Annotated in this window: 20 protein-coding genes and 1 pseudogene; 13 read left to right on the top strand and 8 right to left on the bottom strand. The window is 55.6% G+C overall.

Features of this window, described 5'->3' with window-relative positions:
• Nucleotides 1–632: pseudogene (locus B5G37_RS08325) on the bottom strand (hypothetical protein); the annotation flags it as partial.
• 276 nt (nt 633–908) lie between these two features.
• Here B5G37_RS08325 and B5G37_RS08320 point away from each other — a divergent pair.
• Both B5G37_RS08320 and B5G37_RS08315 read left to right on the top strand, forming a co-directional pair.
• Nucleotides 909–1,619, top strand: a complete 711-nt coding sequence (locus tag B5G37_RS08320) for a LytTR family DNA-binding domain-containing protein (protein ID WP_087256371.1) — start codon at nt 909–911, stop codon at nt 1,617–1,619.
• Nucleotides 1,616–2,908, top strand: coding sequence for a GHKL domain-containing protein (locus B5G37_RS08315; RefSeq protein ID WP_087256370.1), 1,293 nt, complete (start codon nt 1,616–1,618; stop codon nt 2,906–2,908). The genes B5G37_RS08320 and B5G37_RS08315 overlap by 4 nt, the downstream gene beginning before the upstream one ends.
• 258 nt (nt 2,909–3,166) lie before the next feature.
• On the opposite strand, the gene B5G37_RS08310 is transcribed toward B5G37_RS08315, so the two are convergent.
• From B5G37_RS08310 to B5G37_RS08285, 6 genes are all read right to left on the bottom strand, one after another.
• On the bottom strand, nt 3,167–4,969 hold the full coding sequence (locus tag B5G37_RS08310) for an alpha/beta fold hydrolase (protein WP_087256368.1): 1,803 nt from the start codon (nt 4,967–4,969) through the stop codon (nt 3,167–3,169).
• Nucleotides 4,970–5,243: 274 nt separating this feature from the next.
• On the bottom strand, nt 5,244–5,846 hold the full coding sequence (locus tag B5G37_RS08305; protein ID WP_087256364.1) for a TetR/AcrR family transcriptional regulator: 603 nt from the start codon (nt 5,844–5,846) through the stop codon (nt 5,244–5,246).
• Nucleotides 5,847–6,059: 213 nt separating this feature from the next.
• Nucleotides 6,060–7,301, bottom strand: coding sequence for a CaiB/BaiF CoA-transferase family protein (locus B5G37_RS08300; protein ID WP_087256362.1), 1,242 nt, complete (start codon nt 7,299–7,301; stop codon nt 6,060–6,062).
• A gap of 21 nt (nt 7,302–7,322) precedes the next feature.
• Nucleotides 7,323–8,450 carry a 2-hydroxyacyl-CoA dehydratase family protein gene (locus B5G37_RS08295; protein WP_087256360.1) on the bottom strand — a complete coding sequence of 376 codons (1,128 nt, stop codon included), beginning with the start codon at nt 8,448–8,450 and terminating at the stop codon, nt 7,323–7,325.
• A gap of 1 nt (nt 8,451) precedes the next feature.
• Entirely contained in the window at nt 8,452–9,687 is a 1,236-nt protein-coding gene (locus B5G37_RS08290) for a 2-hydroxyacyl-CoA dehydratase family protein (RefSeq protein WP_087256357.1), read from the bottom strand.
• Nucleotides 9,688–9,744: 57 nt separating this feature from the next.
• Complete coding sequence (locus B5G37_RS08285) at nt 9,745–10,527, bottom strand: acyl-CoA dehydratase activase (protein WP_343229701.1); 783 nt, start codon at nt 10,525–10,527, stop codon at nt 9,745–9,747.
• A gap of 280 nt (nt 10,528–10,807) precedes the next feature.
• Between B5G37_RS08285 and B5G37_RS08280 the strand changes: the two genes are divergently transcribed.
• The 6 genes from B5G37_RS08280 to B5G37_RS08255 all read left to right on the top strand — a co-directional run bounded on the left by B5G37_RS08280 (nt 10,808) and on the right by B5G37_RS08255 (nt 17,270).
• On the top strand, nt 10,808–12,067 hold the full coding sequence (locus B5G37_RS08280) for a CoA transferase (RefSeq protein ID WP_087256353.1): 1,260 nt from the start codon (nt 10,808–10,810) through the stop codon (nt 12,065–12,067).
• Nucleotides 12,068–12,082: 15 nt separating this feature from the next.
• Nucleotides 12,083–13,222, top strand: coding sequence for an acyl-CoA dehydrogenase family protein (locus tag B5G37_RS08275; RefSeq protein WP_087256351.1), 1,140 nt, complete (start codon nt 12,083–12,085; stop codon nt 13,220–13,222).
• A gap of 19 nt (nt 13,223–13,241) precedes the next feature.
• The gene (locus B5G37_RS08270; protein ID WP_087256349.1) at nt 13,242–14,030 is read left to right on the top strand and encodes an electron transfer flavoprotein subunit beta/FixA family protein; all 789 of its coding nucleotides are present in this window, start codon (nt 13,242–13,244) and stop codon (nt 14,028–14,030) included.
• Nucleotides 14,031–14,044: 14 nt separating this feature from the next.
• Nucleotides 14,045–14,986 (top strand): electron transfer flavoprotein subunit alpha/FixB family protein, encoded by a 942-nt coding sequence (locus B5G37_RS08265; RefSeq protein ID WP_087256347.1) that lies wholly within the window; start codon nt 14,045–14,047, stop codon nt 14,984–14,986.
• Between the two features lie 12 nt (nt 14,987–14,998).
• Nucleotides 14,999–16,408: an FAD-binding oxidoreductase gene (locus tag B5G37_RS08260; RefSeq protein WP_087256345.1), complete on the top strand. Its 1,410-nt coding sequence runs from the start codon at nt 14,999–15,001 to the stop codon at nt 16,406–16,408.
• 121 nt (nt 16,409–16,529) lie between these two features.
• The gene (locus B5G37_RS08255) at nt 16,530–17,270 is read left to right on the top strand and encodes a FadR/GntR family transcriptional regulator (protein ID WP_087256343.1); all 741 of its coding nucleotides are present in this window, start codon (nt 16,530–16,532) and stop codon (nt 17,268–17,270) included.
• A gap of 52 nt (nt 17,271–17,322) precedes the next feature.
• Here the strand turns inward: B5G37_RS08255 and B5G37_RS08250 are convergent, their stop codons facing one another.
• Complete coding sequence (locus tag B5G37_RS08250) at nt 17,323–17,778, bottom strand: PaaI family thioesterase (RefSeq protein ID WP_087256341.1); 456 nt, start codon at nt 17,776–17,778, stop codon at nt 17,323–17,325.
• Between the two features lie 149 nt (nt 17,779–17,927).
• Here B5G37_RS08250 and B5G37_RS08245 point away from each other — a divergent pair, with 149 nt between their 5' ends.
• The 5 genes from B5G37_RS08245 (at nt 17,928) to B5G37_RS08220 (ending at nt 21,670) form a co-directional block, all read left to right on the top strand.
• The gene (locus B5G37_RS08245) at nt 17,928–18,842 is read left to right on the top strand and encodes a prephenate dehydrogenase (RefSeq protein ID WP_242962828.1); all 915 of its coding nucleotides are present in this window, start codon (nt 17,928–17,930) and stop codon (nt 18,840–18,842) included.
• Between the two features lie 81 nt (nt 18,843–18,923).
• Complete coding sequence (locus B5G37_RS08240) at nt 18,924–20,105, top strand: AI-2E family transporter (protein ID WP_242962827.1); 1,182 nt, start codon at nt 18,924–18,926, stop codon at nt 20,103–20,105.
• 4 nt (nt 20,106–20,109) lie between these two features.
• Entirely contained in the window at nt 20,110–20,391 is a 282-nt protein-coding gene (locus tag B5G37_RS08235) for a YabP/YqfC family sporulation protein (protein ID WP_087256337.1), read from the top strand.
• A 475-nt stretch (nt 20,392–20,866) separates the two neighbouring features.
• A complete protein-coding gene (locus tag B5G37_RS15745; RefSeq protein ID WP_242962826.1) occupies nt 20,867–21,145 on the top strand; it encodes a septum formation initiator family protein in 279 nt (92 codons plus the stop codon).
• A gap of 51 nt (nt 21,146–21,196) precedes the next feature.
• Entirely contained in the window at nt 21,197–21,670 is a 474-nt protein-coding gene (locus B5G37_RS08220; RefSeq protein WP_087256333.1) for a S1 RNA-binding domain-containing protein, read from the top strand.
• The last annotated feature ends 32 nt before the right edge of the window (nt 21,671–21,702 follow it).

Here is a 21,702-nt window from a genome sequence, read left to right as displayed (position 1 = left end):
GTGGGGAAACACTCGGGGCCAGGGGCCTCACTGCGGTACAGCAGGTGAGAAAGTAAAACCATGATGATGCAGATGACGGCGGTGAGGATGGAGCCGCTCCAGGTGTAGGCAGTGGCGTGTTCTCCATATGGCCCTTGGGCGATGAGCCCTTGAATGACTAATCCGCCCAGGCTTTGCGGCATGTTGGAGCCTAAAATGGCGCCGCAGTTGACACAGGTATAGGTGAGAAGGGGATTGACCTTGGTTTTGCTCCCCATTTCAAAGGCCAGCGGGGCCAGAAAGGCTCCGGCGAAAATGCCGACCCCCATGTAAGCGATGATGGCTGTGAGGAGGAACATGCAGGTTGGCAGGAGACGTGGGACGGACCGCATGGCGTACATCACGTGGCAGGACAGACGTCCCAAGGTCCCATTTTCCTGGGCGATACCGTAAAAGAGGGTGACGGAGACAATATAGAAAATCACCTTCAATGGAATCTCCTGGAGGATATCGTCCAGCGTAAGGTCCATAAACAGACATCCGATCACCAGCGCGATGGCCATGGTGACAGGGCCGATGTTGATCTTCCAACGAACGCCCAAGGCAATGCTGCCGCCGAATAAAAGCAAAATGAGAATGATACAGGGGAGCATCACACGGGCCTCCTCTCCCAAAAGATGTTGTGCATTTGGTTGAATCAACTAACTGGTAAGGCCAGTATATATGTCGAAACATACGAAAGCAATGGCTTGGACACAACAGGCCCACTTGGTGGTACATAGGAAACCCATACGACACCAATGGTCGTTTTGAGGTCATGAGTGGACGTGATCGCGTTGACATATGTGTAACATTACGATATAATCGACCTGGTTAACTAGGTTATATGTGAGTTCCCACCACAGAGGACAGGGAGGCGGAGGAGTGCCATGTGGAAAGTTGCAATTTGTGACGATGAGTCCATCATTCGACAGCAGCTGTTTCTCTACATCAAAAACTTGGAGCGGGAATGGGGAGAGCCTTTTTCTGTGGCGTGTTTTGCCAGCGGGGAGCAGTTGTTGGAGGGCATGGCTCCTGACACTCAAATTTTGCTCTTGGACATTCAGATGGATGGAGTGTCCGGTATGGAGACGGCTCGAAAGCTCCGGGAGACCTATCCGGATCTGTGCCTGATTTTTGTCACTACCATGACCCAATTTGCCCTGGAGGCCTTTGATGTACACGCCTTTGGCTTTGTGCCCAAACCGCTGTTATATGAGCCGGTGGCAAAGCTGCTCCGGGAGGCTGTGGGGACCTTGCGAGATCGAGCGGGAGCCTCTCTGGCTTTGAAGGGAAATGATCAGGTGGTGGTGTTTCACACCAACGATATTTTGTACTTTGAGGTGTATGGCCGCATCGTCAATGTGGTGACGGTGACGGGAACAAAAGAGTTTCAAATCCCCTTGAAGAAGGTGGAAGAACAAGTGGAGGGTATGGGCTTTTTCCGGTGCCACAAAAGCTATCTGGTCAACTGCCGCCACGTCAAGCAGATCAATCCCAAGGGATTGGTGATGAGCAATGGGGCAGAAGTGACATTGAGTAAGCACCGCCGCAACGAGTTTTATGCAGTGTTCAGCCGTTATGTCAGGGGGCCGCTATGAATACGTTGTACATCCATTTGTTCAATTTCCTGTTTCAATGTGTGCTGTGCATTCTGTTTTTTCGGGTGCTCCAGCCCCAGCGGCCGGTGCCTGTGTGGCGGCAGGTGGTAGCAGTTTTATCTCTGGGAATCATGTTGCCGCTGTTTATCAGCGTCAACTATGTGCCGCCGTACAACATCATGGACACCATGTATCGGTTTTTCTACCGGGCGGGGGTCTATGTCATCTATCTCAAACTGAGTAAGGACTGTCCCATCAAGGTTGCGGTGTATGTGGCCCTTTTGTTCACCAGCATCTATACGGCCAGCCAAGCGGTGCTCCAAGTGCCGGTGTTTTTTGACGAGCCCACAGAGTTTGGGGAGAATTTGCTGCGTAACATCGTGTACATCCCGGTGATTTACGGCTGTTATAAGCTATTGCCGCCGGAGCGGTTTCTGCGTATCACCCGCAGCCGCTGGTTTTTGCTCTCAGTGGTCATCATCTGTCTTCTTTACACGAAAAATTCTCTGTTTGTGCTCAATTATACCGGGACACTCTCCCCGGATTATCTCTCTGTGGCCTTGATTTTGCTCCATCTCTTTCTCTTGGGCTTTATCCTGGCCTTTGAACGCTACGCATACAGCACCCATCTCTTGGAGCAAAACCGCATGCAGGAGATCGTCAATGGCTACCGCATGCGAAATTTGAAAACCCGGCAGGAGGCCCAGGCGGATCTGCGGGCATTGCACCACGACATGAAGCATCACTTGCTGGCCATTCAGAAGTTGGCCCAGGAAGGAGCCCAAGAGCAGATTGTGGAATACACGGGCCAGTTGCTCCACCGTTCCCACGACTATGAGCGGCTGGTACAGACGGGAAACGATTTGCTGGATGGCCTTATGAGTCAGAAGTGCCAGGAGGCCATGGAAGAGGATGTTTCCGTGGACGTGCAGTTGGATTTTCGTCGGGTGCATGATGTGTCCGATGTGGATATCTGCACAGTGTTTGGTAATGCCATGGACAACGCCATTGAGGCGTGTCGAAACGTTACTCCAGGTTCCAAACGAAAGATCGTCATCCGAACGGGAGAGGGTGGAGGACAGGTGTTTATCTCCATTTCCAATCCGTATGAGGGGAATTTGACGTTGAAAAATGGCCTCCCAGTTACCACAAAGGCCCAGGCGTATCTCCATGGGTTTGGACTGCATAACATTCGCAGAACTATGGAGCGGTATGGAGGGACGCTGAATGTAGATACCAGCGAAGAAGGGCGGTTCACTCTGAACTTGATTTTTCCCTTGTCTGAATAAGAAACAGTCAAAAACCTCATGTCGATGCAAGAAGGACGTACGATCTTGTATTAAAAAGCTCTCAGCAGAGTTTTCCCATCCGCAGATGGGGAAATAAATTGAAATCTGTTTTTTGGGGACATGCGCATCGAAAAAAACACTTCTCAGCCCGCTGCATTCCTTCTCAAAAATGCAGGCATTTTTGAGAAGCGTGTTGAACTTTTTCGATACGCAAACAGGCCCCCCGGTATAGCCGGGGGGCCTGTTTGCGTATTCAGTTTAAGCCACCAGGGTGAAACCAGACAGGGTGACCAGACCGGCAAAGATGGCGGCGGGGATAACACCCAGCCAGATATTGCTGTACTTGCGATAGATGTAGGTGACCACGCCAGTGGTACCGCCCATCATGTAGCAGTAACCAAAGGCAAAGTCCAAAGAGCCCACAGAGGTGTTCACACCAGTGCCGTAGACGTCGATCTGGGGGAACACGGCCTGACCGGTACCAATGGCCAGGTTTCCACCGTACTGGATGATGAGCAGGATGGCCAGAGCAGCGGCGGTCATGACGGTGTTCACAGCCACAGCGATGTGCAAATCCCGCTGCTCGTTTCCGGTAGAGGGCAGGACACGCTGGTTCATGTTGCCGATGAACATCACCACGAAAATGATGATTACATAGGGAATGGCGCGGAAGAAGCGATCGGTGGTCAGAGGCAGGTAGGTGGAAAGGTTCCACACCTGGTAGTTGATGCCGGTCATTTGCTCCATGGCGCCCAGCCACACAAAGACGATGGTGGCGCAGATGATGCCAATGAGCAGGCCCTTGGCAGGCTTGGACCAATCAATGTGCTTCTCGTCAGCGCCGCCCAGGCAGTAGTTGGACAAAGTGAGGGGGTGTCCGGAGGCCTTGGCCTTGTGGGCACGGATCACCATGCGCACCACACCAATGACAGCCACCACAATCAGCCAGGCCATAATGCCGGTGAGGTTGGGGGAGGTCAGGATCTTGGAGGCGGGAGTGCCGTCACCGAACCACTTGATGGCGTAGGCAGATACATGGATGAAGATCAGGGCGGGGATGAGGATGGTGAAGACCACATCCAGAACCCAGGCTTTGACGCCACGCTGGGGAGTACGGAGAGTCACAACGTTGGCGGCCTTGGCAAAGAAGTCCAGCTGCATCAGCAGGTTGATGATGGAAGCCAGGAAGAACATCATGGTGACACAGGCCACGGCAGAAACTACCTGATGCCAGCCCCACACCATGTCGTCGTTGGCGATGGTGTTGGTGTTGCTGGGATTGATATAGGTGATGTAGTCTACCAGGTACTGGAGGGTATCCGCAGACACGTTTGCGGTCTGGTGTAAGGCAAAGTCTGTGGCCATCTCGTAGCGGAGGGTGCCCTTATCCACGGTGTAGTCCTTGCCGTACTCCACGGTTTCGGGCAGGTTAAAGTATTCCGTGACACGCTGGCGGCAGGCCTCCAGATCGCCCACAAACTCGTAGTTATATTGGTCGGCCTGACCCTTGATGATACACCAGTTGAGGGGGGTATCGATGTTGATCTCGTGGATCAGCATGGGAGACATGACCTGCACCACATTCTTAACGTACTCGGGAAGAGCTGTGGCCACGAAGGTGGTGGTGCCGCATCCGGCGGAATATCCCACCACAGTCATGTTAGAGCAGTCCACATAGTTCAACGTGGTGACGTATTTGGTAAGGGCAATGGCCTGGGCCTGACGGTCGTTGACATCAGACTGTCCGCCGCCGCTCAGGTCGGGAGAGAACACCACATAGCCCCGGCGGGCCAGCTCAATGCTCCAGGTGTCATTGGAGTGGGCGTGGTTGGAGCGACCATGGAAGATCATCACAACTTGGGCAGGGTTTTCATTGGTGGCAGTCTCAGGTACATACATCAGACTGCTGATGGTGCTGCCGTTGTCACCTGTGATGGTGATGCGCTTGATGTCGACCTTGCCCCAATTACTGGCCAGGCCCCAAATGACTACGGTACAGACCAGAAGGATGGCCAAGCAAGCAGCAAAGAAGCGCACGGCGCGTTTGGTTGTTTGCTTCATGAAATTTTCTCCTCTCTCTATGAATGCGCGGAAAGATAACGTGTTATCTAAAGCTAAAACATAGCATAACACGTTTTGTTTTAATGTCAAGAAACAAAAATGGGACAATGTGAAAATTGTATATCCTGCCAAATCCGTGGAATAAAATGAGAGGGAAAAGAATCTTTGTTAAGAATTTGTCGAATGGATGAAGGGAATAGGGGTGTTATGGGAAGCATTTGATATAAAAAAAGTGTGTTTCGAAAGAGATTACTTTCGAAACACACCGTGTCATTCAAGTGGCATCTGTTTGTTGGTAGTGGCTGAGGGTCACGTTGATGAGGTGGAGCATGCGCTGATGGATGTCGTAACGACCTTGCCGCAGACACCAGTCGTACTCCACGCCACGGCAGACCAGAATAATGTCACTGGCTGCCTCATCCAACGGACAATCGGGAGAGAAGAGACCTTGTTCCAGAGCTTCCTGGCAGAACTGACGGACAATATGAAAAAGTTCAGAGCTTTCCCGCTTATCGTAATAGCGGGCGAACATCCGGCTTTCGCACAGCTCCCATCCCTCTTCCACAAAAATTTCGCACAGGTATTGAGCCAGGAACATGCGGATTTTGTCCAGAGGATTTTTTCCTTCCAGTTGGAGAGGAATTTGAAAGAAGAGCCAGTCGCCCTTCATTTTTGCATGATGGTTGAGAATATCGGCCTTGCTCTTGAAGTAGTAGTAAAAAGCGCCGGTGGTCATTCCGGCTTCTGCTGCAATCTCCCGCACGCCTACGTGGTCGTAACCTTGTTCTTTAAACAGGCGGTAAGCGATGTCGGAGAGAAGCTGCTTGGTATCTTCTGATTTCTGTGATGCAAGTCCGGAGGGGCGTCCCTTTGGCATATCGAAAACTCCTCTATGACGTGAGATTCACTGTTCCAAAACAGCCATAGCCAGCAAATTTTGAGTTGCTGCATACATAACCTATCACGTCATGGGGGAGTTGTCAACCAAAATAGGCACAACCCGTCAGGCCCCTTGAAAAACAAGGGACCTGACGGGTTGTGCGTTGGCGAGTATTGTCAACGCCGAATTTGTTTCGACGAGGACAGCAAATTAGCCGATGCGCTTGACGTCGGTGGCCTCACCGGCGGCAATCATGGCGTCGATTTGTTCGCTGGAGTAGCCCAGCTCGGTCAAAACTGCGCGGGTATCCTCACCCAGGAAGCGGCCACGCTCGTAGGCGGGCAGATCGGTCTCCGTAAACAGCACGGGAGTGCGCACCATGGTGCGCTCGGCGCCGTTGGGGAAGGTAACCTTGGCCAGAGCGTCGCTGCCCCAGGCCTGGGGGTCCACCAGACACTGATCCCAGGTCTGGCACACGGCGAAGGGAAGGTCGGCCTCGGTCATGCGCTGGCACATTTCGTCCAAAGTCAGGCTGCCGATGCCGTCCACCAGCACCTGATAAAACTCCTCCAGGTGAGCCTGCAGGTTGGTCTGGGGGAAGTAGCGGGGATCGTCAATCAGGTCTTCCCGGTTGATGACAGGCATGAACTTGGGGTAGTAGTAGTCATAGCGGGGCATAGCAATCTGAATCCAGCGGCCATCCTTGGTGCGGTGGGCGGTATTCAGAGGGTTGGCAGCCATTTTGCGGCTGATGGGGAACTGGGTGGAGGGATCACCATACTGGCTGCTGGAGATGAACAGGCCCACATCCCACAAAGCGGTGTGCAGCAGGGAGACGATGACCTGGTCGCCCTCACCGGTCTCACGGGCCCGATACAAAGCGGCGATGACACCGCTGGCCAGATAGATGCCCACCTGGTGATCGCCGAAGCCGGCGATGGGGAACATGGGGATGGAATCCTTGTCGTACATGGTGCCCATGACGCCGCCGCGGGCAAAGAAGGCGGTGAAGTCAAAGCCGGGCAGATCCTTGTCGGGGCCCTTTTCGCCGTAGCCGCTGACAAAGCCCACCACCAGGGAGGGGTACTTGGCGTGGAGGGTCTGATAGTCCAGGCCCGCACGCTTCAGGGGGGACTGACGCCAGTTGGTGATGAAGATGTCAGCCTTGGCCAGCAGCTCATGGAGCACCTTCATACCAGCCTCGGTCTTGGTGTTCAGGGTAATGCAGCGCTTGCCGGTATTCTCCATGCAGAAGCTGGTGTCCTCGGCATCGCCAAAGGGACGACCTTCGTTGACGGCGGTAAAGCGAAGAGGATCGCCGTTGGGGGCCTCAATTTTAATGACATCTGCGCCCAGATCAGCCAGATAGCGGGCGCAGCTGGGGCCGGCGATAAAGGTGGCCAGCTCCACAACACGAACACCCTCCAGAGGGCGATTCATGGTTTTACTCATGGAAATATTCCTCCCTAATAATTACATGGATTCGCTGAGCAGATCGCGGAAGGTCTCAATGGCCGTGCGGGCCTGCTCGTAGTTGACCATCTGACGGTCCACCTCAATGACGGAGCAGGGCAGACTGGCGGCCTGACAGGCACGGCGGATGAGGGGCACGTCAAACTCCTCGGGATCGCAGAACTTGGTCAGAACCAGCAGCACGCCCTGGGCGTTGAGGCTCTTGGCCTGATCCACAATGAGGTTGACTCGCTTCTTCTCCACGTCATAGAGGAGGCTGCAGTGGTCCATGTTGCAGAACTTGGCAGCCAGACGCTCCAGAGGAGTGCCCTCTGCGGGGGAGTCGGTGCGATACTGACGGCTCTCGGCGGCCACGTCATCGGCCACCACCTGCAGGCCGCACTCATCCAGAATGGAGGTCAGACCGGGAGCGTCGGTGAGGATGCCGGAGACCAGAATCCGGGTCTTGGCAGCGCCGGCGGGCTGGGCCTTCAAAGCCTCCACGAGCTGGTTGACCAGGGCGGTGTGCTCCTCCTTGAGCATGAACCAGGCGCTCTTAAAGATGTCGCTGCGCTGGGCTGCGGTGATCTCGGGGTGGTCGGCCAGAACGGCAGTGAGCTCACGCATGGCGGCATTGTGCTGGTTGTACACCTCCATGGAATCGGCCAGCTTGGCCTCGTCAAAGGTCAGACCGGTGGCTTTTTCCAGGTCAGCAATGACCCGCTGATATCCGGCAAGAGTGAAGGTTTGACCAAAGGCGGGCTTTCGGTTCTGGGGATAGGTCATGGGAATGAAGGGGATGGAGGGAACGGCATATTTCCAGTTCTCGCCCAGCACCTTCAGGCTGTCGCACAGGCTGGGAATGACAATGGCGGACACGCCCTCGTACACGCCCTTCATGCCCAGCTCTACAATGCTCTGAGCAATGGAGCAAATGAAGGCGGGGAAGTACTTTTTGGAGTTTTCCAGTTCCAGATCACCGCCCCAGGCGCCCATGGGGACAGCGCCCATGGCGTGGATGATCTCCTCGGGGGTATAGACGGGAGCGGTCAGAACAATCTTCTTGCCCTGGGCCAGCAAAGCATCCTTCTGTGCGGCGGGATGGACCGCGACTTCATGAAAGCGTCCCAGCAGTTCTTGCACAGTCATCTTACTTCGCCTCCTTGTTGATTTCCATAATCTCGGTCAAGCCCTGGACACGGGTGTCATACTGGGCCTCAGAGAAGTTGCGGGGGTCGGCCTGGTCGCCGTCAAAACTGGCCACGGGGATGTTGCACTCCTGGCCGATCTGGCGGCTCATCTCATACATGAAGCCGCTCCACAGCTTGCAGCTGCGGTTGGTATGTACCAGCAAGCCCTCCACATGGTTGTCCTTGCACAGCTTCACGCGCTTGTCTCGGGCATACTCCAGGTTGATTGCGTTGGGTACCTTGCAGTAGGCACGGCACATGTCATCAAAGTCCTTGTAAATGAAGCCGAAGGCGTCGGCGTAGATGGTGGTGACCATGTTGATGCCGCGGCTCTTCAGGCCGGTGGAGGTGGCGCGCAGGTAGGGCCAGCAGGCAATACCCTCGAACATGATGCGGTACTTTTCCTCGGCACGGAAGGTGGATACGCCCTTGGCGTGGTTGTCCTCATACTCCTTGAGCAAGGTCTCCATGGCCTCAGCAGCTTCCTTCTTGCCGCGGGCGGTGACCATGACGGCCATGTGGTTGAGCAGGTCGAAGCCATTGAAGGGGGAGGGCTCATAGTGAGCGCAGGCAGTGGCGGCCAGCCAAGCGCGGCTGGTGCGGCCGGAATACTCCATGACCTCTTTGTACTTCTCGTCGCTCCACTTCTTGCCGGTGATCTCCTCCAGCTGGTGGATGGCGGCCCAGAACTGATCCCGAACATAGGCCACCTGAGCGTCGCTGACCTCATAGTCAGGGTTGAAGGGGATGTCGATCATAATCAGGGGGATATTCAGTTCGATGGCCAGGTTCTCATACCACTTGATCATGCAGTTGCAGATGTTATTGCAGCACAGCAGGAAGTCGGGCTGGGGCATGTTCTGCTCGGGAGCATCCTTGATCTTAGCATAGGCCAGGCTGATACGGGCATAGGCGCAGATATCGTTGGAGTAACCGTCGGCCTCACTGATCTGGCACATGCGCTCGCCACCGCCACGGGCAGCGATGCCAGCGGCCTGGTTTTCGGGGTAGACTACAGCCAGACCGAGCGTCTCGGGGATCTCAACGGGGAAGTTGCTGGAGCACCAGCCCACCATCTCGCCCCGATCCTTGGCTTCCTGAGCGTCGCTGTAAGCCTTAGCGGCAATTTGACCCAGCTTATACTTGGCAGAGTTGGGGTCGGGTGGGGGACGGTGTTTTTTGATTTCTTCAGACATATATAAACCTCCTTATCTTCCAGTTTCCCAAAGGAAACGTCGAACTCCTCCACTAGGTTACTTGATTTTGTGATAGGCGTAGAGAGCGGCGCCCAATGCGCCAAACAGCTGCGCCAGGGGAGAAAACTCAATGGGCTGACCAATGGCTTCGGCCAGAGCCAGACGCACGCCGCTGTTTTGTGCCACGCCGCCGCTCATGCACACCTCAGGCACGATGTTGATGCGCTTGGCCAGAGAGGCCACACGGCCCGCCACCGAGGCACAGATACCAGCTACCAGATCTGCGGTTTCCGTACCAGCGGCCAACTGGCTGATGACTTCGCTTTCTGCAAACACGGTGCAGGTGCTGGAGATGGACGCAGGGGCCTTGGCCTTGGCGGCCCAATCTCCAAAGTCGTTGACCGGGATACAGAGAATGTTGGCCATGACATCCAGGAAACGACCGGTACCGGCCTCACACTTGTCATTCATCAGAAAATTTTGCATTCTCCCGGCATCATCCAGGGAAATCACCTTGGCGTCCTGTCCACCAATGTCAATGATGGTGCGCACCTGAGGGAACACAAAATGGGCGCCCAATCCGTGACAGGTCAACTCGCTGACCTTCAGCTCTGTTTCGCCGCAGCGATTGCGGCCATAACCGGTGGCAGCCACGCCGTCCATCTGCTCTCGCGTCAAGCCACTATCCTGAAACACCCGAGACAGTGCTTGTTCCGGACCAGAGGTTCCAATACCACCCACCACCAGGGAGGAGGCGACGATGTTCGCCCCATCCTCTAAAATGACACATTTGGATGTGGTAGAACCAATATCAATTCCTAATGTATACACGCTCGTCAACCTCTCTTTATATTCTCGCGACAGCGCAAGCCGAGTTATCTGGTCTGACCAGTCAACCAAATTATAACGGGTTGTGAAAACAATGTCAATGCTGGGCCCTTGGGAGGAATGACAAAAAATCATAACACGTTTTGTGCAGGATTGAGAATCGGCAAAATGCCTTGACTTAGTATACTAGGTGTGCTATTGTTTAAGTACAGAACATCCTCGCCCATGGTGGCGAGGCATCTTTTCCGACTAACTGGTCTGACCAGACAACTATGAGAAAGGGGCTGGTGGTGTGGCAGCGGAGAAGTATCCCTTGGAAGGGGTACGGGTGGTGGAACTGGCCACCTTTATTGCGGGGCCCTGCTGTACCCGGTTCCTAGCGGACTTAGGTGCGCAAGTCATTAAGATTGAGGGACCGGGGGGCGACCCCTACCGGAAAACCGGGATCAACGAGGGACGTCCCACCGGGGATCTGGAGAATACCAGCTTTGATTTGGAAAACGCCAATAAAAAGGGGCTGTGCATCAACTACAAAACGCCAGAAGGGCGGGAAGTGTTGGAGCGGTTGCTGGCCACTGCGGATGTGTTTGTCACCAACGTCCGGGAAAAATCCCTGAAACGCCACGGGTTGGACTACGACAGCCTGAAACAACGGTATCCCAAGTTGGTGGTGGGCCAAGTTTCGGGCTACGGAGAGTATGGACCGGACAAGGATTTGCCGGGCTATGACTTCACCGCATACTTTGCCCGGGGCGGTATCATGGGCACCATGTACGACAAAGATTCGGCCCCCATGACCCCCATTGCCGGGTTTGGAGATCACCCCACGGGGCTGTACCTATCCAATGGTATCCTGGCGGCGCTGTACCGGGCCAGGGAGACTGGGCGGGGGGATAAGATCACTGTCAACCTGTTGCACAGTGCTATTTGGTCGGTAGCGGTGATGCTCCAAAGCGCCCAGTACGGACAGTACACCGCCTGCTATCCCATTCCACGCCGAGACATTCCCAATCCGCTGACCATGCCGTACCGCACCCAGGATGACCGATGGCTGCAACTGGGGGTGCCCGCCTACGACGCGCTGTACAACCGCTGCATGGAGGCGTTGGGATTGCCGGAATTGAAGGAAGATCCCAGGTTTTATCCCCAGAGCCACCTGCCGGCCCACCTCCATACGTTCTACGATCTGCTGGTAGAGCGCATTGCCCAGCAAAGCCTAGGAGAGTGGTGCAAGATCCTCACCGATGCCGACATTCCGTATGCGGTGACTCAGACCTGGGAGGAGTTGCTGGAAGATCCCCAGGCTTGGGCCAACGATTGCTATTATAAAATGAAGTATCCCACGGGACAGGAACGCACCCTGGTGCGTCCGCCGGTGCATATGCGGGAGACCCCGTTGCCGGAATACAAGCGAGGGCCGTACGTGGGAGAACAGACCTGGGAACTGCTGCCCAGCTTGGGCTACACCCGGGAACAGATTGAATCTATGTTAAAGTCGGGCGCGGTGGAACAGCATCCGCCCCGGGAATATGAATCAAAATCATTGGATTAAGGAGGAGCATGCAATATGGCATACATTATTTCTGAGGACGCAAAAGAACTGCTCAAGGATGCGAAAGAGTTTTGTCAAAATGAGATCGTCGAGCAGGCCAAACAGTATGACATCACCGGTGAGTGGCCCCGTGAAATCTATGAGAAGGCCATTGAGATGCAGCTGCACATGATGGATATTCCCGAGGAGTACGGCGGACTGGGCCTGAGCCACATTGATCAGGCGGCTATCGTAGAGCAGATCGCCTGGGCAGACGCCGGTGTGGCGGTCACCCTTAACGGAAACGGCCTAGCCCTCAAGCCCGTGCTGGTGGCCGGAAACGAGGAACAGAAGCAAAAGTGCTGCGACATCATCGCCAATGGTGGATGGGGTGCGTTCGCCCTCACCGAGCCGGATGCCGGCTGTGATGCAGCCAACGGCAAGACCACCGCAGTGCGGGAGGGAGATGAGTACGTACTCAACGGCCGCAAGTGCTTTATCACCAACGCCAGCGTGGCCGACTTCTTTGTGGTCACCGCTATGACCAACCGCACCATAGGTACCCACGGCATGTCCGCCTTTCTGGTGTATAAGGGCACTCCGGGCCTGAGCGTGGGTCGCCATGAGAATAAGATGGGCGTTCGCTGCTCCACCACCAGCGATCTGGTGCTGGACAATGTGCGCATCCCTGTGGAGAACCGCCTGGGTGAGGAGGGCACTGGCTTTGCCACCGCCATGAAGACCCTGGATCTGGCCCGCACCTGGTGTGCAGTAATCGGCGTGGGTCTGGCCCAGCGCTGCATCGACGAGGCTGCCGCCTACTCCAAGCAGCGCGTCCAGTTCGGCAAGCCCATCTGCCGCCACCAGTCCATTGAGTTTAAGCTGGCGGATATGGAGATTCGCACCGAGGCTTCTCGCCAGCTGTGTGCCCACGCCATCACCTTGGCCGACATGGGCATGCCCTTCAGCAAGGAGTCTGCCGCGGCCAAGTGCTTTTCCGGTGATTCGGTGGTGCAGACCGCTTTGGACGCAGTACAGATTCTGGGCGGTTACGGTTACAGCCGCGAGTACCCTGTGGAGAAGTTGCTGCGGGATGCAAAGATTTTCCAGATCTTCGAGGGAACCAACGAAATTCAGCGCATGGTGGTAGGCCGTGCTGTGATTGGCAAGCTGTAAGAAAGAGGAGGAAACCCACATGAATATCTTTGTCTGTGTCAAGCAAGTTCCAGATGATTACGTGGAAGTTCACCTGAACCCCACCACCGGTACCCCTGATGTGGAGGGGATTGACCAGGTGAACAACGCCTTTGATACCTATGCCGTGGAAATGGCCGTGCGGGCCGTGGAGGCCCACGGCGGGTCGGTGACCGTGGCTGCCATCGGCCCCGAGAAGTGCCAGAACGGCCTAAAAAACCTGATTGCTGTGGGTGCCAACAAGGCGGTGCTCCTCAGCGATCCCGCTCTGTTGGATCTGGATGAGGCTGCTACGGCCTCTGCACTGGCCTCTTTGATCGCCAAGTGTGAAGCCGATCAGGGGGAATCCTTTGATCTCATTTTCTGCGGCAAAGAATCCACCGACGAGATCAGCGCTCAGGTGGGTGCCATGCTCTCTGAGACCTTGAAAGCCCCCTTTGTCTCCAGTGTTGTGGAGGTGGAGCCGGTGGAAGGTGGTGTGAAGGCCAAGCAGGAGACCGAATCCGGCTATGCGGTGTACGAGATGGCTCTGCCCGCCGTGCTCACCGTGGCCAAGCCCGCCTACGATCCCCGCTATCCCACCATCAAGAGCAAAATGGCTGCCCGTAAGGCCACCATCCCCATGCTCACCGCTGCCGATGCCGGTGCCGTCAAGCAGGACAATCGCGTGACCTGCCTGGGCTATTCGGAGCCTGCCAAGCGTCAGGCCGGTGTGCGCATTCAGGAGAAAGAAGCTGCGGATGCCGTGGCAAAGGCTGTAGCCATGATGGCTGAGGCCAAGGCGATTTAAGGGGGGACAGAGACATGAAGTGTTTGGTATATGTAGAGACCCATGAGGGTAAGGCCCAGGGTGGCAGCCTGGAACTGCTCACCGCTGCCGCTGGTCTGGGCGAGGTGAAAGCTGTGGTGCTGGGCAGCCGTGAGGCCGCCGAGCAGACGGCAGCTTACGGTGTGGATGTGCTGCTGGCAGGGGAGGCCTGCTGCCCTGACGCTGCCACCGCCTTGCTGGAGCACATCATAGGAGAAGAAAAGCCCCAGGTGGTGCTGATGAACGCCACCTTGGCTGCCAAGGATCTGGCCCCTCGTCTGGCTCACCGCCTGGGCGGCGGTTGTGTCACCGATGCGGTGGCCGTGGAAGCCGATGAGGCCCATGGCGTGGTGTTCACCCGTCCTGCCTACGGTGGAACCGTGCTGGAGCGTCTGGCTCTCACCAGCGCAGCCCCTGCTTTTGCCACTGTGCGCTCTGGCAGCTTTGCCAAGCCTGAGCAGACCGGCAACGGCGCCGTGACAGAGGTGGACGTTGCGGTGGCTGAGGATGCCATCCGTGCCCGCCTGGTGGAGACCGTCACCGAGATCACTGAGATGGTGAATCTGGAAGGGGCCGACATTGTGGTGTGCGGTGGCCGTGGTATGGGAGATGCCCAGGGCTTCAAGCTGGTGGAAGAGCTGGCAGATGTGTTAGGCGGCGTAGTAGGCGCTACCCGTCCCGCCATCGAGGAGGGCTGGATTTCCCGTGCCCACCAGATTGGCCAATCCGGTAAGATGGTGGCACCCAAGCTGTACATCGCCTGCGGTGTCTTTGGTGCCATGCAGCACATTTCCGGTGCTATGGCCTCCAAGTACATTGTGGCCATCAACAAGGATGAGGCCGCTTCCATCTTCGATGTGGCAGATGTGGGCATCGTGGGCGACGTCCACGAGATTCTCCCCCTGATGATCGAAGAGATTCGCAAGCGTAAGGCATAAGGAGGGTATATCATGGCATTGCATGCAGATATCATTGCTCAACTGGAGCAGGCCGTTCCCGGCCGCGTGTATGTGGGGGAGGCCATTAAGGCCGACTACGCCCACGACGAGATGCCTATCTATGGGGAAGCCATGCCCGATGCGGTGGTGGAGGTGACCAACACCCAGGAGACCGCCGCCGTGTGTAAGATTTGCTATGACAACGACCTGCCCATCATTCCCCGGGGTGCAGGTACCGGCCTGTGCAGCGGCTGTGTGGCCTTTGGGGGCGGTGTCATTGTGGATACCACCAAGATGAATCAGATTCTGGGCTATGACCTGGAGAACTTCACCGTTCGGGTGCAGTCCGGCGTGCTGCTCAACGATCTGGCCAACGACTGCATGGAGAAAGGGGTCATGTATCCCCCCGATCCCGGCGAGAAGTTTGCCACTGTGGGCGGCAACGTGTCCACCAACGCCGGCGGTATGCGCGCGGTGAAGTACGGCACCACCCGGGACTATGTGAAGGCCATGACTGTGGTGCTTCCCAACGGAGAAATTGTCCGCTTTGGTGCAGAGGCGAGCAAGACCAGCTCTGGGTACAGCCTGATGCACTTGATGATCGGCTCTGAGGGCACCCTGGGTATTATTACCGAGCTGAGCCTGAAAGTGATTCCCCAGCCCAAGCAAAATGTGTCTCTGCTGGGTCTGTTCCCCGACCTCAACAGCGCCATTTCCTGTGTGCCCCAGGTAAAGATGGCTGGCCTGGATCCCCAGGCGCTGGAGTTTATGCCCCGGGGAAATGTGGAGATGATCCACGAGTTTCTGGGCAAGACGGTCTACCCCTACAAAGCAGACGGGGAAGAGGTAGAGGCCTATCTGCTGTCCACTTTTGACTGCCAAAAGGAGGAAGAACTGGACGAGATCATGGAGAAGGCCGCTGAGACCTTCTTGGAGAATGGCGCGTTGGATGTCATCGTGTACGATACCCCCGATGCCATTCGCAACGCTTGGATGGTGCGCAGTTCCACTTTGGAGGCCATTTTGGCCAAGTACGAGCAGTCGGACGAGTGCGACGTGGTGGTGCCCATTCCTCAGATTCCGGAGTTTATCAACTACGTGACCGGTCTGGAGGACGAGGTGGGCCTGGCGGTTCTGGCCAGTGGCCACGCCGGAGATGGCAACTGTCATGTGAACGTGTGTGCTCACCTGGATTTGCCCCAGGAGGAGTTTGTGCAGCGAGCCCAGCGGTTTATGGACCTGGCGTATGACAAGGCCGCAGAACTGGGGGGCATGGTTTCTGGCGAGCATGGCATCGGCTCTGCTAAGCTGTCCTATCTGGAAAAATCCATGGGGCAAGTCACCATGGACCTGATGCGCGGTGTGAAACGGGCCTTTGATCCCAAGGGACTGCTCAATCCTGGAAAAGTTTGCGGGAAGTAAAAAAGGGAGGCGTATCCATTCGCCTCCCTTTTTGTCTCCAACAGGATTATATAACTTGAATTCATGAAAAAGCTATGATAAAATATACACAACTGTGCATCAATAAGGAGGCGTGAGAGCCATGCCGAAGGAAGAACGGGCATCGGCCCTGTCTATGTTCCATCCTGTGGAGACGAAGCGGGCCAGTGAGGCAATTTATGAGCAAATTCGCGAGTTGATTCTGTGCGGGGATCTGAAACCGGATGACCGGCTGCCCAGCGAGCGAAGCATGATGGAGACCTTTCACCGCAGTCGCCCCACGGTGCGGGAGGCGTTGCGCATGCTGGAGCGTTCCGGGTACATCCGTACCATTCCGGGCAGTAGCGGAGCGGTGGTTATGCACCCCAACAACAAAAATCTGGAGAATTCACTCACCGATGCCCTGCGCATCGGTATGGTAAGTCTAGATGATATTGCGGAGTATCGTCTGGCCAGTGAGTTGGCTACGGCTGGCTGGGCGGCCCAGCGCTGCACTCCGGAGGATATCCAGGCCATAGAGCAGTATCTGGCCAAGATGGAGGCTGCCATTGCCAACAGCGAGGACTTCGTGGACATGGACTCCGGCTTTCACGGATTGGTGGCCAAGGCGGCCAAGAATGATGTGAGCCAGATTTTCAGCCGGGTATTCAGCCGGTTGAACCGGTCTTTTGCCAAAAAGAAGATGGCCACTATGTCAGAGGAGGAGCGGAATGCCATGGTCCGCCGGGTTCACTCCATGCATCTGGCTATTTTCCAGGCCATCCGTGAGCATGATGCGGTGCAGGCTCAAAAAGCCATGGAAGAGCATTTGAAGGCCTTTGGCAGTGAGCTGAAGTATCAATGAGAAAGTAAAAGCGGCAGGCAACCATGAAAAAAGGTTGCCTGCCGTTGTTCTCTTATTTTACTCGGGAGCAGTACACTCCGGTGGCGGAGACCAGGATGCGGTTGGGCTGGGAGGGAAGGTAAATTTGGGCTTGAAGCTGAGCGGTAGTGCTACCAGACAGAATGACCTCCACCCGTAGCCGGATCGTTTCGGGGATGGGCACCGGCCTGGAATAGGTGATGTTCATACTGATGGTTGGGGTGAAGTGGTCGTACAGACAGCAACAGGTGAGCCCCATGGCGTTGTCCAAAATAGTGGCCAACACGCCGCCATGTACGATTCCCATGGGATTGGCGGCCCAAGGCTTGGTGTCGTGCTCCAGCTCAATGGTGAGGGATGGTCCGTCACAGGAGACCAGACGAGGGCACAAGTGCAGGTTGGGCTGATCGGGGTCACAGGGGGAAAACAGGCGGGCCAGTGCGTTCTGGACGGCCTGGGTCAATTCCGGTGTGGTAAGTTCAATGGCCATACAGCGTTACTCCTTGATGTTCATTTTTAATTTATAATGCATATTGTAGCATAGCCCCCCATTCTGCGCAAGTTGGATGGACATTGACTTTTGCGGTTAAAAGTGTTAAACTGCATGCAAGATAGATGTCACGCCGTCAGGTGGAGAATATGGCAGCTGTATGGGAAGAAGGGAACGTGGTATACATGGAACAAAAGCGCATCGTGGTTGTGGGATTGGGCCTGATTGGAGGCTCCATGGCTATGGCGTTGCAGGGATTTGAAGATTACGAGGTGGTAGGCGTGGTGCGCTCTGCCTCCACCTATCAAAAGGCTGTGGAGAGACGCGCCGCCCATCGCGTGACCTATGATGCAGCAGCGGAGCTTCCTGGAGCGGACGTGGTCATTTTGGCCCAGGACCCCCAGGGGATCGTGTCCTTTTTGGAGGAGCACCGAAACCGGTTTCAGCCGGGAAGCGTGATTGTGGACGTATGCGGTGTGAAACGGGCCATTGTGGAGGGGGCCAAGTGCCTGCCCGAACATGTGGACTTTATTGGCTGCCACCCCATGGCGGGCAAGGAGGTCTCCGGCATTGACAATGCGGAAGCTGGACTGTTTCGCAACACCCATTTTATTATGACGCCTACCCCGGATGTGAGTGATGAGCACGTAGAATTGGTGGAGCGGATGGCCCGCTTCTGCCAGTTCCGTGATGTGATTCACACCACGCCGGAGCGCCACGATGAGATGATCGCATATACCAGCCAGCTCATGCACATCATTGCACTGTCGGTGTGCGATGATGAGGAGCTGTTCTCCTGCCGGGGATTTGAGGGCGGCTCGTTCCGTGACTGCACCCGAGTGGCTGCCCTGGATGTTCCCTTGTGGACCCAGCTGTTCAGCCTCAACCGGGAGGCGCTGAGCCAGACAGTGCGGCGGCTGGAGGGACGGCTGGCGGCGTACCGTCGTGCTATCGAGACGGATGATCGGGAGTTACTGGCGGCCATGCTGACCCATTCTGCGGCCCGGAAAAAGCTGATGAATTTGGAACAGGCCCGCGGCGATGATGTGCGCAACTCCTTTTGAAGAGAACCTACTCAACTTTGATATTCGTTGACGTAAGGTGGGTAAAATGATACACTGTGGTGGAAGTGTCAAAGCGAAGGAGTGCTGAGTTTGGACAACCGATTGTTTCGTAATATGCTGTTGTTGATCACCTATGCGGTAGCACTGGTGGTTGTGATTGTAAAGATTGATGTGATCTTAGACTGGGGAGCCGGGGTGTTGGTGGCCTTCCGTCCCATTTTCATTGGGTTTGCCATTGCCTTTATTCTCAGCCGCCCCTGCAATTTTTTTGTGCGGGTGTACAGCCGCGGGCTGGGAAAACGGTGGGAGCGTCTGGCTCGGCCTTTGGCGGTGACCACGGCTTATCTCATCTTGTTTGCAGTGTTTGGAATTCTGATTTCGCTGGTGGTGCCTGAGCTGACTCGCAGCATCCAGCGATTTGCGGGCAACATGAACGTGTACGCCGCGAACCTCCAAGCTGTGTTTGAGTTTGTGGTGGAGAAGCTCTCTCTGGAATCTCTGGCCACCTTGAATTTGTCCAATAAAATCAGCGAGATTTTGAGCAACGCTTTTGACCAAGTGTTGGCAACCCTTACCGGAACGATCCCGCACCTGATTTCTGCCACCAGCACCTTGGTGTCTGCGGTGGTCACAGGTGTAATTTCCTTTGTGTTTTCCGTGTATATGCTCTCTGGTGGGCCCAAGCTGGTGGCGCAGTGCCGTCGGTTGGTGATTGTCTACCTGCCGGAGAACATTGCTCGCCATGTGTTGGACGTGACAAGGCTGACGGCGGACACCTTCACCAAATATGTCTCTGGCCAGCTCACCGAGGCGTGCATTCTGGGGAGCTTGTGCTTTTTAGGTATGGTGGTGTTCCGCTTTGACTATGCGCCCTTGATTTCCGTTATCATCGGCGTTTCCGCCCTCATTCCTGTGGCGGGCGCCTACATTGGTGCGGTGCTGGCCGCTTTGCTGCTGGCTATGATCAGTCCCATCAAGGCATTCTGGTTCCTGGTATTCTTGGCCATCTTGCAACAGCTGGAGGGCAACCTGATCTACCCTCGTGTGGTGGGTACCTCTCTGGGCCTCCCCGGCATCTGGGTGCTGGCAGCAGTCACCGTGGGCAGCAGCCTGCTTGGTTTTGTGGGTCTGGTCATCAGCGTACCCATCACTGCTGTGGTGTACACCATTTTGAAGTATGATCTTCGCCGTCGTCTACCCCAAAAGGGGGAATATACCACGGACAAACCCCATATAGATGAATCATCTGACGAAGAGGGGTGATTCTATGGGATACGAGGTAACGGCCTCGACCATACATCATGTGTCCATGGAGGACCGGCGAAGTTTGATGGTATCCGGGGTAGAGGGTGTGGACGTGTTTGACGATACCCACATTGTGCTCACCACCATCCAGGGTGTCCTGACCATCACCGGGGAGGGACTGCGCATTGAAAAGCTGGCCTTGGACGGCGGAGACCTGAAGGTGGAGGGAAAGATTGATACCTTGTGCTACGAAGACAGTGTGGATCGCAGTGCACGGGGATTTCTCTCCCGACTGTTTGGCTAAAACATGGGAGTCAACGTGATGACTCAGGCTCAGGTTCTCGGGCAAGGTTTCTTGCTGGGCCTGGGCCTGGGTGTGTTTTACGACCTGATGCGGGGAGTACGCCGATGTTATACCATGCGTTGGGTGTGGTTTATCCTGGATGTAGTGTTCTGGTTCAGTGCAGCGGTGATGGTGTTTGCCCATGCGCTGGTGCTCAGCAGCGGCGTGGTGCGCGTGTATCACGCGGTGGCATTTTTGTTGGGCGGTGTGGCATATTTGACCACCATCAGTCGGATTCTGCTCCCTGTTTTTGTGAAATGTTTTGCTCTGGTGCGCCGAATTTTGCATATTTGCACGGCTCCAGCCCGGGGAGCAGCGGGGAAAACAAAAAAAGTTTTGAAAAATTCAAAAAAAGACTTTCAAAAATGGCTCAAATGGTATAGAATAAACGTCGTATATGATGTTGATGCACATGTGGAAAAGGAGGCTAGCCATAGTGAAGGTCAAACGCGCAGGCATTGGCACAAAGCTTTTGGTCCTGGTACTCCTGGTGGCCGGCGTCATCGCGTTGCTGTCCATGAGGACTCAGTTGACCGCAGCAGAGGCAAAGCGAGACGAGCTGGCCCAGCAGGTTCAGGAGCAGCAAGACGAAAACGACGCTCTGACCAGCGACATGCAGCACAGCAGTGACCCCAATTATCTGGCAGATATTGCCAGAGCGATGTTGGGGCTCATGGAACCGGACGAGATTCGCTTTGTGGATACGTCCAAATAAAACGGAGCGAAAAATGCTCTGAAAAAATTGGGAGAGGGAAAAGAGAAGTCTATGGGGTTTGAAGTTGGATCCATCCTGGAAGGAAAGGTGACTGGGATCACCAAGTTTGGCGCGTTTGTGTCTTTGCCGGAGAATCGTTCCGGTCTTGTCCACATTTCTGAGATTGCTTATACCTATGTCAACGACATTCATGAGCACATCAATGAGGGACAGACGGTGACGGTGAAGGTGATCGGCATTGATGACAACAACCGGATCAATTTGTCCATGAAGCAGGCGCTTCCGCCTCCGGCCCGTCCGGAGCGTCGGCCGGGTCCTCGTCCTGCTGGACATCGAGGGGAGAACGGCGGAGAGCGTCGTCCCAACCGCAGACCGGGCGTGAACAGCTTCCAGGCAGCACCGCCCCAGCCCAAGGGGCCTGTGAGCTTTGAGGATCAGCTCAAACAGTTTATGGCCAGTTCGGACAGCAAGCTCTCCGAGCTGCATATGAATGAGAAGCGCAGCAGCCGTCGCGGCCGCCGCTGATTCGGTGCTCTTAGGGGGCGGGCGAAAGCCCG

The organism is Pseudoflavonifractor sp. An85, from assembly GCF_002161235.1.
Classification (GTDB): Bacteria; Bacillota; Clostridia; order Oscillospirales; family Oscillospiraceae; genus Enterenecus.
The sequence above is the reverse complement of the archived record's forward strand: the minus strand, read 5'-3'. Positions and strand labels throughout refer to the sequence as shown.

Excerpts from the sequence above, each read along its gene's own strand:
- B5G37_RS08320 (WP_087256371.1), top strand. The coding sequence starts at position 909 with ATGTGGAAAGTTGCAATTTGTGACGATGAGTCCATCATTCGACAGCAG.
- B5G37_RS08315 (WP_087256370.1), top strand. The coding sequence starts at position 1,616 with ATGAATACGTTGTACATCCATTTGTTCAATTTCCTGTTTCAATGTGTG.
- B5G37_RS08310 (WP_087256368.1), bottom strand. The coding sequence starts at position 4,969 with ATGAAGCAAACAACCAAACGCGCCGTGCGCTTCTTTGCTGCTTGCTTG.
- B5G37_RS08305 (WP_087256364.1), bottom strand. The coding sequence starts at position 5,846 with ATGCCAAAGGGACGCCCCTCCGGACTTGCATCACAGAAATCAGAAGAT.
- B5G37_RS08300 (WP_087256362.1), bottom strand. The coding sequence starts at position 7,301 with ATGAGTAAAACCATGAATCGCCCTCTGGAGGGTGTTCGTGTTGTGGAG.
- B5G37_RS08295 (WP_087256360.1), bottom strand. The coding sequence starts at position 8,450 with ATGACTGTGCAAGAACTGCTGGGACGCTTTCATGAAGTCGCGGTCCAT.
- B5G37_RS08290 (WP_087256357.1), bottom strand. The coding sequence starts at position 9,687 with ATGTCTGAAGAAATCAAAAAACACCGTCCCCCACCCGACCCCAACTCT.
- B5G37_RS08275 (WP_087256351.1), top strand. The coding sequence starts at position 12,083 with ATGGCATACATTATTTCTGAGGACGCAAAAGAACTGCTCAAGGATGCG.
- B5G37_RS08270 (WP_087256349.1), top strand. The coding sequence starts at position 13,242 with ATGAATATCTTTGTCTGTGTCAAGCAAGTTCCAGATGATTACGTGGAA.
- B5G37_RS08265 (WP_087256347.1), top strand. The coding sequence starts at position 14,045 with ATGAAGTGTTTGGTATATGTAGAGACCCATGAGGGTAAGGCCCAGGGT.
- B5G37_RS08260 (WP_087256345.1), top strand. The coding sequence starts at position 14,999 with ATGGCATTGCATGCAGATATCATTGCTCAACTGGAGCAGGCCGTTCCC.
- B5G37_RS08255 (WP_087256343.1), top strand. The coding sequence starts at position 16,530 with ATGCCGAAGGAAGAACGGGCATCGGCCCTGTCTATGTTCCATCCTGTG.
- B5G37_RS08250 (WP_087256341.1), bottom strand. The coding sequence starts at position 17,778 with ATGGCCATTGAACTTACCACACCGGAATTGACCCAGGCCGTCCAGAAC.
- B5G37_RS08245 (WP_242962828.1), top strand. The coding sequence starts at position 17,928 with ATGGCAGCTGTATGGGAAGAAGGGAACGTGGTATACATGGAACAAAAG.
- B5G37_RS08235 (WP_087256337.1), top strand. The coding sequence starts at position 20,110 with ATGGGATACGAGGTAACGGCCTCGACCATACATCATGTGTCCATGGAG.
- B5G37_RS08220 (WP_087256333.1), top strand. The coding sequence starts at position 21,197 with ATGGGGTTTGAAGTTGGATCCATCCTGGAAGGAAAGGTGACTGGGATC.